This window comes from Mycetocola sp. Y171 (genome assembly GCF_056713165.1).
On the sequence record NZ_JBWYGX010000001.1, the window covers coordinates 1,524,542 to 1,539,024 of the forward strand.

12 protein-coding genes are annotated in these 14,483 nt (G+C 65.4%); all 12 read left to right on the forward strand.

All coding sequences use genetic code 11. The features are described 5' to 3' along the window. Positions 1-8 precede the first annotated feature (8 nt). The 12 genes from AC1M2K_RS07285 to arfA all read left to right on the forward strand — a co-directional run bounded on the left by AC1M2K_RS07285 (position 9) and on the right by arfA (position 14,480). Entirely contained in the window at positions 9-1,493 is a 1,485-nt protein-coding gene (locus tag AC1M2K_RS07285; RefSeq protein WP_480240441.1) for an APC family permease, read from the forward strand. A 44-nt stretch (positions 1,494-1,537) separates the two neighbouring features. Next, entirely contained in the window at positions 1,538-3,646 is a 2,109-nt protein-coding gene (locus AC1M2K_RS07290; RefSeq protein ID WP_480240442.1) for a primary-amine oxidase, read from the forward strand. Positions 3,647-3,656: 10 nt separating this feature from the next. Next, positions 3,657-4,274: a hypothetical protein gene (locus AC1M2K_RS07295; RefSeq protein WP_480240443.1), complete on the forward strand. Its 618-nt coding sequence runs from the start codon at positions 3,657-3,659 to the stop codon at positions 4,272-4,274. A gap of 149 nt (positions 4,275-4,423) precedes the next feature. Further along, positions 4,424-5,347, forward strand: a complete 924-nt coding sequence (locus AC1M2K_RS07300) for an aldose 1-epimerase family protein (RefSeq protein WP_480240444.1) — start codon at positions 4,424-4,426, stop codon at positions 5,345-5,347. A gap of 91 nt (positions 5,348-5,438) precedes the next feature. Then, complete coding sequence (locus tag AC1M2K_RS07305; RefSeq protein WP_480240445.1) at positions 5,439-6,848, forward strand: APC family permease; 1,410 nt, start codon at positions 5,439-5,441, stop codon at positions 6,846-6,848. Positions 6,849-6,930: 82 nt separating this feature from the next. After that, the gene (locus AC1M2K_RS07310) at positions 6,931-7,413 is read left to right on the forward strand and encodes a hypothetical protein (protein ID WP_480240446.1); all 483 of its coding nucleotides are present in this window, start codon (positions 6,931-6,933) and stop codon (positions 7,411-7,413) included. A 20-nt stretch (positions 7,414-7,433) separates the two neighbouring features. Further along, positions 7,434-7,718 carry a Dabb family protein gene (locus tag AC1M2K_RS07315; protein WP_480240447.1) on the forward strand — a complete coding sequence of 95 codons (285 nt, stop codon included), beginning with the start codon at positions 7,434-7,436 and terminating at the stop codon, positions 7,716-7,718. A gap of 332 nt (positions 7,719-8,050) precedes the next feature. Next, positions 8,051-9,196: a DUF4232 domain-containing protein gene (locus AC1M2K_RS07320; protein WP_480240448.1), complete on the forward strand. Its 1,146-nt coding sequence runs from the start codon at positions 8,051-8,053 to the stop codon at positions 9,194-9,196. Between the two features lie 367 nt (positions 9,197-9,563). Further along, positions 9,564-10,934 (forward strand): ABC transporter substrate-binding protein, encoded by a 1,371-nt coding sequence (locus AC1M2K_RS07325; protein WP_480240449.1) that lies wholly within the window; start codon positions 9,564-9,566, stop codon positions 10,932-10,934. Positions 10,935-11,006: 72 nt separating this feature from the next. Then, positions 11,007-11,948, forward strand: coding sequence for a carbohydrate ABC transporter permease (locus tag AC1M2K_RS07330; RefSeq protein ID WP_480238692.1), 942 nt, complete (start codon positions 11,007-11,009; stop codon positions 11,946-11,948). After that, positions 11,948-12,877: a carbohydrate ABC transporter permease gene (locus AC1M2K_RS07335; protein WP_480240450.1), complete on the forward strand. Its 930-nt coding sequence runs from the start codon at positions 11,948-11,950 to the stop codon at positions 12,875-12,877. The genes AC1M2K_RS07330 and AC1M2K_RS07335 overlap by 1 nt, the downstream gene beginning before the upstream one ends. 61 nt (positions 12,878-12,938) lie before the next feature. Then, a complete protein-coding gene (arfA, locus tag AC1M2K_RS07340) occupies positions 12,939-14,480 on the forward strand; it encodes an arabinosylfuranosidase ArfA (RefSeq protein ID WP_480240451.1) in 1,542 nt (513 codons plus the stop codon). Positions 14,481-14,483 lie beyond the last annotated feature (3 nt).

Genomic DNA, 14,483 nt, shown 5'->3' on the forward strand with positions numbered 1-14,483 from the left:
GAACTCTCATGACAGTCACCACCAAACCGGCGTCAGACGCCGGTGCCGCACCGAAGGGTCGGGCGCTCTCCGGCTCGCTCGGTGTCACGGCCATCGTCTTCATGGTTGTCGCCGCGGCGGCACCCCTCACCGTCATCGGCGGTGCGGCACCGCTCGGCATCCTCCTCGGCAACGGGGTCGGCTTCCCCAGCATGTACGCCATCTCCGCGGTCGTGCTCCTGCTCTTCTCCGTCGGCCTCGCCGCGATGACCAAGCACGTGCCCAAGCCGGGCGCGTTCTTCACCTTCGTCGGCTACGGCCTCGGCAAGAAGGCGGGACTGGCCAGCGCTTTCCTCGCCCTGCTCACCTACACGACCATCCAGGTCTCGGTGTACGGCTACATCGGTTACCTCCTCAACGTCACCGTCACCGGACTCGGCGGCCCAGACATCGCCTGGCCGCTCTGGTCGCTCGCGTCGATCGCACTCGTCGGAATCCTCGGCTACCGGCACATCGACCTGTCGTCGAAGGTGCTCGGCGTACTGCTCGTCGCCGAAGTCGGCATCGTGCTCGTCCTCGTCGCCGCGGTCATCTTCGCGGGCGGGGCCGACGGCCTCTCCCTCGCGCCGTTCGAACCGCAACACGTGATGAGCGGATCCCCGGGCATCGGCCTGATGTTCGCCATCGCCGCGTTCATCGGCTTCGAAGCCACCGCGATCTTCCGCGACGAGGCCAAGGACCCGAACCGCACCATCCCGCGCGCCACCTACGTCGCCGTCATCGGCATCGGCCTGTTCTACACGCTCGCCTCCTGGGGGCTCGTCATGGCCTGGGGCCCGGACAACGTCGTGGGCGTCGCCGCTGAAGACCCCGGCGCGATGATCCTCATCACCACCGCCATGTACCTCGGCACCGTCGGGGAGATCATCATCAACGTGCTGCTCGTCACGAGCATGTTCGCCTGCGTGCTCTCCTTCCACAACGTCATCACCCGCTACCAGCACTCGATGTCGAACGCCGGCGTCCTGCCGGGCCGCCTCGGCACGGTGCACGCCAAGCACGTCTCGCCGCACTTGTCGTCGCTCACCCAGTCGATCACCGCCGCCGCGTGCATCGTGATCTTCGCGGTGATGAATCTCGACCCGGTGCTGCAGGTGTTCACCTGGTTCGCCGGCGTCGCCACTCTCGCGATCGCCATTCTCATGGCGGTGACCAGTGCCGCAGTGATCGTCTACTTCGCTCGCACCAAGAAGGACGGCCGTCTCTGGAACACGGTCATCGCCCCTGGACTCGGCTTCCTCGGACTCGTCGGAGCAGCCGTCGTGATCATCGCGAACTTCCCGATGCTCGTCGGCGACGTCGACGCCACCGGAACCCCGGCCTTCGGCACCGTGAGCGCCGTACTCCTCGGCCTGATCGTGCTGTTCCCGCTCATCGGCTGGGTGCAGGCCGTCGTCATTAAGAAGACCCAGCCCGCCGTCTACGAGACGCTCACCGACGCCATCAGCGGCTAACCCCTTTTCAATCCCACCCCGCACCACCAGCAAGGAGAACACCCATGACCCTCGTCGACACCACCCCAGCCACCACGTCGCAGACCGGCGACGCGCAGCATCCGCTCGCCGACCTCACCGCCGCGGAATTCGTCGCCATCCGCGACATCGTCACCAGCCAGCCTGACTTCACCGAAGCCACCCGGTTCGCCTACGTCGGCCTCGACGAACCGCACAAGCGCGCGGTGCTCGCCTGGCAGGCGGGGGAGGGTTCGCTTCCGGAACGCCGCGCCCGGGTGATGCTTCTCGACATGGCGACCGGGCGCTCGACCGACAACATCGTGTCGCTCGACGCCTCGGCTGTTCTGTCGACCGCCGTGCTCGACGGCTCGGCCGGGCAGCTGCCGATCCTGATCGAGGAGTTCGACGCTGTCGCCGACATCGTCAACGCCGACCCGCGCTGGGTCGCCGCGCTCGAGCGTCGCGGCACGACCATCGACGACGTCAAGTGCGTGCCGCTCTCCGGTGGGCACTACAACTTCCCGGAAGAAGAAGGGCGACGGATGCTCCGCGTCCTCGCGTTCCGTCAGGACTACCCCGGCGACCACGTCTGGGCGCACCCGGTCGACGGTCTCAGCGCGTACGTCGACACGGCATCCCGCACCATCACGCGGCTGATCGACTCGGACGACCTGCCGATCCCGGCGGAGAGCGGCAACTTCGATGACCCGGCCGTGCAGGGCGCACCACTCACCACGCTCAAGCCGATCGTCATCACCCAGCCGGAGGGGCCGAGCTTCACGGTCGACGGCGATGTGGTCAGCTGGGCGAACTGGAAGTTCCAGGTTGGCTTCGACGTGCGCGAAGGCCTGGTGCTGCGGCAGCTCTCCTTCACGGATGCCGGCGAAGAACGCCCCGTGATCTACCGCGCCTCGATCGACGAGATGCTCGTGCCGTACGGTGACCCGTCGCCGGTGCGGTTCTGGCAGAACTACTTCGACACTGGCGAGTACCTGTTCGGTCGGTTCACCAACTCGCTCGCGCTCGGCTGCGATTGTGTCGGCGAGATCAAGTACTTCGACGCGACGATGGCCGACGAGACCGGCAACCCGTTCACTGTGGAGAACGGCATCTGCATGCACGAGGAGGACTTCGGCACCCTGTGGAAGCACTCCGACATCTACACCGGCTCGAACGAGGTTCGCCGCTCACGCCGGCTCGTCATCTCGTTCTTCACCACCGTCGGCAACTACGACTACGGCTTCTACTGGTACCTCTACCTCGACGGCACGATCGAGTGCGAGGCGAAGCTGACCGGCATCCTGTTCACGTCGGCGTACCCGGGGCTGTCTGCTGACGGCTCGGACTACCCGTATGCATCCGAGGTGGCGCCCGGGCTCGGCGGCCCGTACCACCAGCACCTGTTCTCGGCACGGCTCGACATGATGGTCGACGGGCTCTCGAATGCGGTGGACGAGGTCGAAGTCGGGCGGGTTCCGGTCGGACCCGGCAACGAGCACGGCAACGCGTTCACCAAGAAGACGACCCGGATCTCTTCCGAGGCCGTCTCGGGGCGGACAGCGGACGCATCCGTGGCCCGTTCCTGGAACGTGGTCAACACGGAGAAGACCAACCGGATGGGCCGGCCGACCGGGTACACGCTGTACCCGCAGGATGCCCCGACCCTGCTGGCGGATGCCTCGTCGTCGATCGCGGCGCGGGCCGAGTTCGCGACCAAGCACCTATTCGTCACGCAGTACGACCCGGCCGAGAAGTACGCGGCGGGCGACTTCGTGCACCAGAACCCGGGTGGCGACGGCATCACGAAGTACATCGCCGACGACGCATCGGTCGATGGTGAGGACATCGTGCTGTGGCACACGTTCGGTCCGACGCACTTCCCGCGTCCCGAGGACTGGCCGGTCATGCCCGTGGACTACGCCAAGTTCACGCTCAAGCCGTACGGATTCTTCGGGGCGAACCCGGCGTTGAACGTGCCGGCCGCGGTGTCGCACTGCTCGTCGGGGGTGGCGTCGCCGGATGCTGCTGCGTCATCTGAGCTCGGGGTTGCGTATCCGGATGGAGTGGCTTCCGCTGACCTCGGGCTGTCGGCCGCTGGTTCTTCTTCGTCCGCCGCGGGCGGTTGCGGCGCCAACTGCACCTGCGGACACTAGCCCCCTCACCATGACCGAGCTGCTCCATCTCTCGGCCCTGCTGCCGGCCGCCTTCGGTGTGTGTTGCACCGTCGGCGGTCGGCGGCGTGGCCGGGTTCTTCTTGGCTTCGAGGGTTTCGCGGCTCTCGTGATGCTCGTCGCGATGACGGATGTCGCGCTCGGCCTCGGCCTGCTCGCCCCGATCCTGTGGGTGGTCGCGTTGGTGGCCCTGGCGCTGGTCTCTACCCCGCTGGCTGGAGCGAAGCGAAGCCAAGGTCCTCGCGAACTCGGGTTGCGCGCTGCCTCCTCCGCTTCAGTCGCTCCGCTCCTTCAAGCGAGCGGAGGGGCGGCAGAGCTCCCTCAAGCGAGCGGAGTGCACCGCACCCTCCACACCTCCCTCGGCCTCATCGTCATGGCCGGACTCGTCGCGCTGATGTCGGCCGGCCACGCTGCATCCGTTTCGGGGCATCACGGTGGGGGCGGGCTGCTCCCACTGCTGGTGCTCGGCGGCTCGGCGATCTACGTCGGCTACTCCACCTGGCGTGCGGTCACCCTGTACCGGATGCCGCGTCGCGACCTGCTCGGATGTCTCGAGGCCGCGAGCATGGCGGCATCCGTCGCGCTGATGGCGGGGGCGCTCGCCGTCTGACCCGAAGCTCGCGTCGAGTGCTGCACTTACTGTCGAGTGCTGTAGTTGCAACTGCAGCACTCGGATGGAAGTGCAGCACTCGATGCCTGTCGGGAGCTACGAGCTCCTTATTGGCACGGACGACCCGCAACACCCGGCAGAATTGACGCATGACCACGCCTCTCTCCGGAACGCAGTTCGAACTCACCAGCGGTCCGTACACCGCCACCATCGCCAGCGTTGGTGCCTCGCTGCGCTCGCTGCAGCACAATGGCCGCGACCTCGTCGTTCCGTATGACGCCGATGAGGTGCGCCCGGCCTTCCGCGGTGCGACCCTCGCTCCGTGGCCGAACCGCGTGGTCGACGGGCTCTACAGCTTCGAGGGCACCGACTACGAGCTCGCGCTCACCGAGCCGAAGCGCGGCCACGCCCTGCACGGACTCGTCGCCTGGCACGATTTCATCGCCCTCGACGAGGCTGAAGACCGCGTGATGCTCGCCACCACGATCGAGGCCGAGACCGGGTACCCGTTCCGGATCCAGGTCCGGGTCGAGTTCGTCCTCGACGCCGACGGCCTCCACACCACCGTCGCCGCCCGCAACACCGGCAACGCCGCCGCGCCGTTCGGCACCGGACCGCACCCGTACCTCGTCGCCGGTGAGGGAACCGTCGACGACTGGACCCTCCTCCTCCCCGCCGAACAGGTGCTCACCGTGACCGAGGACCGGCTGATCCCGATCGGGCTGGCGGATGTCTCCACCGAGGCGGGCGGAACGTTCGACTTCCGCACACCCCGCGTCATCGGCGACACCTTCATCGACCACGCCTTCACCGGCCTCGTCCGCGACGAGAACCGGACGGCTGAGGTGCAGGTCACTGCGCCGTCGGGCACCGGCGTGCGGATGCGCTGGGATTCCTCGTGCAAGTGGGTGCAGGTGCACACCGCCGACCAGGAGGCCCCGAAGCCCAGCCGGATCGGCCTCGCCGTCGAACCGATGACCTGCCCGCCCGATGCGTTCAACTCCGGCGAGGACCTGCTCGTGCTCCAGCCGGGCGGCGTCACCTTCGCGTCGTGGAGTATCGCTGCGATTTAGGTCGGCTCCTCCGCTTCAGTCGCTTCGCTCCTTCTAGCGAGCGGAGGGCGCGTGAGCGGGGCACCAGCATTCGATACGTAAGGAAAGAACTATGGAAACTACTTTGAACCGCCGGCTGGGCGTTGCCGGGATCGTCTTCATGGTGATCGCCGCAGCCGCACCCATCACCGTGGTGGCGGCGAACTTCCCGCTCATCCTCACCGTGTCAGGATCGATCGGTGCACCCCTGATGGTGCTCGTCGCGACAATCATTCTGCTGTTGTTCTCGGTCGGTTACGCCTGGATGACCCCGCGCGTGCCGGACGCCGGCGCGTTCTACTCCTATGTGCACCGCGGCCTCGGCCGCCGGGCCGGACTCGGAACGGCGTCGATCGCCCTGCTCTGCTACGTGCTGCTGACCGTGTCGATGACCTGCTACCTCGGCGTGCAGGCCGGCAACCTCATCGAACTGTGGACCGGCCTCCAGCTGCCCTGGTGGCTGATCTCCGCGGTCATGCTTCTCATCGTCGGGCTCCTCGGCTACCGCAGCATCGACCTGTCGGCGAAGGTCCTGGGCATCGTGCTCGTGCTTGAAGTCGTCGCCGTGATCGCGATTGACCTCGGCGTTCTGTTCTCGGGACGCGAGCTCACGACCACCCCGTTCAGCCCCGCCGAAGCGCTGTCTGGCGCTCCCGGCCTCGGACTGCTCTTCGCGTTCCTCGGATTCTTCGGCTTCGAAGCCACGGCTGTGTTCCGCAACGAAGCCCGCGACCCGGAGAGGACCGTGCCGCGGGCCACCTACATCGCGGTCATCTCCGTCGGTCTGCTCTACTTCGTCTCGTCGTGGCTCGTCATCGCCGGACTCGGCGGAACGGACGCTGTCGCCGCCGCGTCCGCGAACCCGGACAGTGTCGTCGTGGGGCTGGCCGGCGAGGTGATCGCCCCGATCGCCGCCGACATCGTTCAGGTGCTCGTCGTGACGAGCATGTTCGCGTGCATGCTGGCCTTCCACAACATCGTCACCCGCTACCTGTTCACCCTCGGCCAGCGCGGCGTGCTTCCGCAAAAACTTGCGGATGTACACCCCAAACACCGCGCACCGTCGCGGGCGTCGCTGTGGGTCAGCGCGATCACATCCGTAGTGGTCATCGGATCTGCCCTCGCCCAGCTCGACCCGGTACTCCAGATCTACACCTGGTACTCGGGTGCCGGCGCTGTCGGCGTCATCTGGATGATGGCGCTGACCAGCTTCGCCGTCCTCGCCTTTGCCGCGAAGCACCGCGGGAAGGCGGGCGAAGCGCCGTCGCGCGGGGTTACCGTCGCGTCGCTCCTCGGCGGTATCGGTCTGCTCTGTGTGCTCGCCATCTCGGTGTGGAACTTCCCGTTCCTCGTCGGTGGTGGGGCCGCCGCGGTCATCTGGGGACTGATCCTCGTCGGCGTGTTCGTCGGAGGGCTGTTCCTGCCGCAGCGTGACGTCAGCCCGACTCCGGCGGAGCCAGTGCTCGAGGACGCCGCCAGTTGAGCTCGAGCTGAGTCGGCGATGCCAAGCGGAGGCCTCGCGTAGGTCGATCTCGTTGTTCTTCCGCCTGCGCTACGTTTGCGACATGGGGAATCGATCGCGGGCAAACCGCGAACTGCGTTGGGCGTCTGGACTACTGCTGGCGCAGGGTGTTCTCATGGAGGGCCTCGTCGTTGTCGGTGTGGTCATCCTGTTGATGTGCGGCATCCCACAAGGGGTCATCACCGAGCGGGCGGACATCTTCGCGCTCCCCTACCTGCAGGACAACCTGTACCTCATGATGGCAATGAGTGGGGTGTTCGCAGCGCTTCGCGTGATCGGTGCCGTGGCGCTCTGGAGGAACCGGTTATGGGGCCTCGTGCTGTCCCTCATCAACTGCGTCGTCACTCTCGTGCTCATGATCCTCCTGTTGCCAGCGGGCATCGCCGACGGTCTGCTCTCTGGGACTGCTCTCGTGCTCATCCTTCACGGGTGGCTCGGCCGGAACACGGACGGTACGCCTCGACTGCTGACCGCCGTTCAACGCACTGAAGCTGAATCCCCACTTGAGGGCAGTATTGCTCCATGACAACTTCGAATGTTCTGCATATGGTGCTCGTCCGCTGGAACTCGCCTCTGGCAAAGGACGACCTTGATCGGCTGACCAGTGCGGTTAACGCGCTGCCCGAACGGATTCCAGGGATCCTCAGCATCGGTTCCGGACCAAGCTCCAGCCCCGAGGGCATGGAACACGGTTTCGAGTGGTCATTGGCGATCACCTTTGCGAGCGAGACGGCGCGGGATGAGTACCTGCCTCACCCTGAGCACGAACCGGTGAAAGAAATGATCGGCAAGTGGGCGGCCGAGGTTCTGGTCTACGACCTGAATGTGTGACGCTCGGTAAACGCGCATCGCGTAGTCATTTCCCTGAATAGAGGTCAGGAACTACCTCAACGGGTGCCACAGTGGGCGTTATGGAAACGCAGATCCATTCGCCCGCCCGATGCGTTCAACTCGGGTGTGGACCTGCTCCTGCTCCAGCCGGACGGGGTCACCTTTGCTACTTGGAGTATTGCTGCGCTGTAGGTCGGTCTCGTCGCACCGATGGTGGGGCGATCGTCGTCGGAGGGCGAAGACATCAGTTCCGGACGAGAGGATCAGGTGCGCCGGGGACTCTCGTCCGGAAGTGATCCCCTCGAGACCGGCGCCATCGATACGCTGGCGGGATGCGCCTGATTCGAGCTGTCGTGCCCGCCCTCGTCGCCGCCGTGTTGTGGCTGGTCAGCGGAGGCCTCGAACTGCTCGGCCGGCAGACGCTGTCGGGTCCGGTGCGGCACGTCCTCTCGATCGTTGCCCCGGAGACGGTCCCGGTTCAGGAGCTGACCGCACCCCCACTCTGGGCGTTCACCATGATCGCGCTGTCGATGCTCGCGCTCGCCGCCATCTACGCCGCCCTCCTCGCCCTGGTACGCCGGCAGCCGCTGGTCGCGGGGGACGCGCCCGCCGGGGTCGCCCCCTACAGCGGACAGCCACAGGTCGCCGGGAACACCGCGACCGCGTTCGCCGCCTACTGGCTGTGCGCCGTGGCATCCGGATTCCTGGTGGTTGCGATTCCGGTGATCGTCGAACTCGGCGTTGCCGTCGTCACACGGCAAACTCCGTTTGGCCTTGCCTCCGAACGTCTGGCCGGGGCCGCCCAGTGGGGGCTCGTCTTCGGCTGGATCCCCGCGCTGGTCGCGATCGCCCTCGACGGAGTCGGTCGGTCCGATCAGCGCGCTTTCCGGCGCAGCGTGATCGCCGTCCCGGCGGCGCTCGTCTTCCTGCTCGCGGGTGTCGGGCTGAGCGTCGCGGCCCCGAAGGCCCATGCCGCCGTCCAGGCCCAGATCCCGGCGGAACCAGCTCCGGCGCCGATCCCGACCGGCACCCCTGTGCCGCTCGTGGCGCCCGGCGACTGGCAGGTCGACCCGCTGTGGTGCACGAGCGGACAGCTCGCGATGACAGCCGGCACCCCGGATGCTGCCGCCGGCAGTCGCGGAATGGTCATCCGTGCGCAGAACGTCAGCGATGCGGCGTGCGTGTTCGAGAGCTATCCGGATGTCGCGTTCAGCAACGCCGTGTCCAGCGCCATCGATGTGGACGTCGATCACGGCGGCGGGATGCTCGGCGACGACCCGGGGGTGACCCGGATCGAGTTGCAGCCCGGAGCGGAAGTCGTCGCGACCCTCACCTGGAGTGCGATGCCTCGAGGGGATGCCGCTGGGTGGCTCTACGTCGCCGGGTATCACGGGGCCGAGCGGCAGATGGTGCAGGTGGAGACCGACATCACCGGCGGGACGGTGTCGGTTACTGCGTGGGGTCTGCCCGCGGCTTGAGCGGGACCATACCTCGATACGCCCCTTCGTCGTTACTCGATCAGCGGGGCGGGGGAGGGCTGCCGGCGGGGAAGCGATTCACGCGAGCGCTACACATGCTGTCGAGCGCTACAGCTGCAACTGCAGCGCTCGAAAGGAACTGCAGCGCTCGCCGCAAATCGGAGTGATCCGAATTTAGCTATAGACAAAACAAATTCTGCCGCATACGCTGAGCCTGCATTTGTTTTACGAAAAGCTTTCAACGTGGTAAACCGCACCTAACCCGACAGCTTTCCGTAAGCCGAACGCGTTTTTCTCTCGCAGCAACAGTGGCATCCCCGTGCCGCCGACAACGGTGTCTTTGCACCGCGAAAGGACCAGCAATCACATGACCAACAAGAAAGCCCTGCTCGCAGCAGGCATGACCACGGCGCTCGCCGCAGCCCTCGTCGGGTGCACCGCCGGCAATGGTAGCGGAGGTGGTGGCGGCGGAAACGCCGGCGCCAGCAAGACCAACTGCGCCAACGAGGTCAAGGTGAAGGACGTTCCGGTCGTCACGTACTGGGGCTGGCTCCCCGACACGGAGCAGACCGTCGACAACTTCAACGAGACCAACGACGACGTGCAGATCTGCTGGTCGAACGCCGGCCAGGGTGGCGACCAGTACACCAAGCTCTCCACCTCGCTCCAGTCGAAGTCAGGCGCGCCCGACATCGTCCAGATCGAGTACGACTGGCTGAACAGCTTCCTCATCCAGGGCGGGCTCGTCGACATGACCGAGCACGGCATCGAGGAGTACAAGGACAACTTCACCGAAGGCGCCTGGCGCGACGTCTCGAGCGGCGACGGCGTCTACGCCGTACCGGTCGACCTCGGACCCGTCGGCATGTGGTACCGCGCTGACATCTTCGAAGAGAACGGCATCGCGATCCCCACCACCTGGGATGAGTACGCGGCAGCCGCCGAGCAGCTGAACACGGCTACTGGTGGAGACGTTCAGATCGGCAACTTCGCGCCGAACGGACAGGGACAGCACTACGCGTTCCTCGACCAGGCCGGAGCGGTTCCGTTCGAGTTCGACAACGGCAAGCAGTCCGAGATCACGATCAACCACAACGACGACGCGAGCAAGAAGGTCTTCGAGTACTGGATCGACCTGGTCGAGCGAGGCCTCGTCGGAACCGATCAGGCATGGACCCCCGAGTTCAGCACCGGACTCGGTGGCGGCAAGTACGCGACCGCGATCTACCCGGTCTGGTACAACGCTCACATCCCGGACTTCGAGGACCCCGAAGAAGGTGCCGTCTGGCGCGCAGCCCCGATCCCGCAGTGGGATGCGGCCAACCCTGTTCAGGTGAACTGGGGAGGCAGCACGCTCGCTGTGACGACACAGGCAAGCGACGCGGCGCTCGCGACGAAGGTTGCTGCAGAGCTCTACAACACCGAGGAGCGACAGAAGCTCGGAGTTGAAGAGGGTGGACTCTTCCTGGCCATGCCCGAGATGATCGAGTCGGACTACTTCAAGGACCTCGAGTACGAATTCTTCGGCAACCAGAAGTTCAACGGAGAGTTCTTCGTGCAGTCGGCTCTCGACTACGAGGGCGTGATGTTCTCACCGTTCACGCAGTTCTACTACGACGAGATGCAGCGTCTCCTCTCGGAGGCGATCGAAGGCAATTCGACCGCATCCGAGGCGATGGATGCGCTCCAGGAGTCGCTGGAGACCTACGCCACCGAACAGGGATTCACCCTGAACTAAGTTCGGCCTGTGCGGGCGGGGCAGCAGCTCCGCCCGCACAGTAGTTCCATCTGCGTCTCAAGGAAGTGACACATGTCGACCACCCCTCAGCTCACCGAGCCTGTCAGGCCCCCGGCCGCGCGCAAGCGCGGGACCAGTCTCGATCGGAAACACGCGCGATTCGGCTGGGTCTTCCTTGCTCCGTTCGCGGTCATCTTTCTCGTGTTCCTGGTGCTTCCGCTGGCATACGCCTTCTGGATGAGCCTGCACACGAACACCCTCGCCGGCGGCGAACAGTTCTCAGGGCTCGCCAACTATGTCCGGGCGTTCAACGATGAACGATTCCTCTCCGGGATGGTGCGGGTCGCCGGATTCGCGATCGTGTTCGTTCCGCTCCAGATCGGTCTCGCGCTGATCTTCGCGCTGATCCTCGACGACGTGCGCACGCGATTCTCCCGCTTCACGCGGCTGCTCATCTTCGTGCCGTACGCGATTCCCGGTGTCATCGGCGCCCTCATGTGGGGATTCCTCTACAGCCCGTCGTTCGGCCCACTCGTGACGCTGTTCGAGTTCCTCAACACTCAGGCACCGGACCTGCTCAGCCGGGATTCGATCTTCTGGTCGCTGACCAACATCGTCACCTGGCAGTGGACCGGTTACTACATGATCATCATCTACGCGTCACTCCAGTCCATCGACCCATCGATCTATGAAGCGGCCCGGATCGACGGAGCGACCAAACTGCAGACGGCCCTGCACATCAAGGTCCCGATCGTGGCCTCGTCGCTCGTTCTGACGATCGTGTTCTCCCTGATCGGCACGCTGCAGTTCTTCACCGAACCGCAAGTCCTCGCACCGCTTGCCGGCAACGCCATCGACGCCGCGTACACACCCAACCTGTACGCCTACAACCTGGCGTTCTCGTATCAGCAGTTCAACTATGCGTCGGCCATCTCCTTCGCGCTCGGACTGCTGGTCTTCCTCACCTCGATCATTTTCCTGATCGCCACCCGCAAAAAGAGTGGACTCCGCTGATGACTGTTTCGCCCGTCCCTCTCGTCGACAACGCCATCACCTCCTCCGGCCGGCGCAAAAAGCGCGCCACCCCGAAGCCAGGGGAGCGCAAATCGGTCGGGATGCACCTGATCCTCGCGATCGCCGCCGTCTACTTCCTGCTGCCGATCTGGTGGCTGATCGTGGCCGCTACCAAGACCACTCAGGGCCTGTTCACTGGCACAGGCGGACCGTTGTGGTTCGACCAGAACTTCGCCCTGTTCGACAACATCGCGCAGCTGGCCACATACAACAGCGGTATCTATCTGCAGTGGATGGCGAACTCGTTCCTCTATGCCTTCGCCGGAGGAGTCGGTGCAACGATCCTCGCCGTACTCGCCGGGTATGCGTTCGCGAAGTACCGCTTCCGTGGCCGCACAGTCACCTTCATGGTGCTGCTGGCGTCGGTCATGGTTCCCATGACGGCTCTCGTGATCCCGACATACGTGCTGTTCAACAACCTCGGGCTCACCAACACCGTCTGGGCGGTCATCCTGCCGTCGCTGCTCAGCCCGTTCGGGGTGTACCTCATGCGTGTCTATATTCAGGATGCGATCCCCGACGAGCTGCTGGACGCCGCACGCGTCGACGGTTCAGGAGAGTTCCGCACCTTCGCCACCATCGCCCTGCCGCTGATGCGGCCGGCGATCGTGACAGTGCTGCTTCTCTCCGTCGTCGGTGGCTGGAACAACTACTTCCTGCCGCTGGCCATGATCTCGGACCAGACCCTCCTGCCCGTCACCGTCGGTCTCAACAACTGGCAGGTGCAGTCGAACTCCGCCACCGCCGGCGGCCTCGTCTGGAACCTCGTGACAAGCGGCTCGCTCGTCTCGGTGATCCCGCTCATCATCGCGTTCCTTCTGCTGCAGAAGTACTGGCAGGGCGGCCTGTCGATGGGCAGCCTCAAGTAGTCGTCGTCCCGGCGTTTCAGCGCCGGCTCGTGCCGACCCTCGCCATGCATTAAGGAGAAGTATGTCCAACGCCCGCGTGACCGTCGATCCCGGTTTCGTCATCGGTCCGATCAACCGCCGCCTGTTCGGCACCTTCGTCGAACACATGGGCCGCGCTGTCTACACCGGGATCTACGAGCCCGGCCACCCCACGGCGGATGCCGACGGTTTTCGGCAGGACGTCATCGAGCTGGTGCGGGAGATGGGCGTCACGGGCATCCGCTACCCCGGCGGCAACTTCGTCTCAGGGTTCCAGTGGCGCGACAGCATCGGGCCGAAGGAAGATCGACCGCGCCGGCTGAGCCTGGCCTGGCGGTCGAGCGAGACGAACGAGGTGGGCTTGCACGAGTTCGCCTCGTGGGTCGAGAAGGTCGGCGGTGAGCTCATGTACGCGGTGAACCTGGGCACCGCAGACACGAGGGACGCTCTCGATGTGGTCGAGTACGCGAACATCGCGAAGAACACCACGCTGTCCGACGAGCGGATCGCGAACGGTCGGACCGAGCCGTTCGGGATCTCGATGTGGTACCTCGGCAACGAGATGGACGGGCCATGGCAGCTCGGGCACTCCTCAGCCGCGGACTATGGCAAGAAGACCTCACGCACCGCGAAGGCGCTGCGCCAGCTGGATCCGAGAGTGGAGCTCGTGGCATCCGGATCGTCGCATCCGACCATGCCGACGTTCCCCATGTGGGACCGTGAAGTGCTCGAGCACACCTACGACGATGTCGACTACATCTCGTGCCACGGGTACTACCAGGAGAAGAACGGCGACCTCGGTTCGTTCCTCGCTTCGCCGGTCAAGATGGACCGCTACCTCGACGTCGTGATCGCGACCGCCGACCACGTGAAGGCCGTAAAGCGCAGCGACAAGACCCTCAACATCTCGTTCGATGAGTGGAACGTCTGGTACCTCGGCGAGAACCTGCGGAGCTTTCCGCGGCAGGTCGACCGGTTCTACCGCACCGATGAGATCGAGGGCGACGACTGGCCGGAGGCGCCGCGGCTCGCCGAGGACGTGTATTCGGTTGCGGATGCCGTTGTCGTCGGCGGTCTCCTCATCTCGCTTCTCCGGCACGCCGACCGGGTGACTTCGGCGGCGATGGCGATCCTCGTGAATGTCATCGCTCCGATCACCACCGAACCGGGCGGGCCGGCCTGGCGACAGACCACCTACTTCCCGTTCGCCGTCACGTCGCGGCTGGCGGTCGGCGTCGCCCTCGACGTTCGCGTGCACTCCGAGCAGTACGAGTCCGCCGAGCTCGGCACGGTGCCGCTCGTGGACGCCGGCGCAACGCACGACGAAGAGACCGGACGCGCCGCCGTCTTCCTCGTCAACCGGTCACTCACCGACTCGATCACGGTCACGGTCAACCTGGCCGGGCTGGGGGAGAAGTCGATCCTCGAGACGCAGATGATGTCGGACGACGACGTGTACGCGACCAACACGAAGGAGGCGCCAGACCGGGTGCGATTGAAGCCGAATGACACCGCGTCGCTGGAGAACGGCATCCTCACGGTGACGTTGCCAGCCGTCTCGTGGACGGCGGTGGCGCTTGGATGAGAC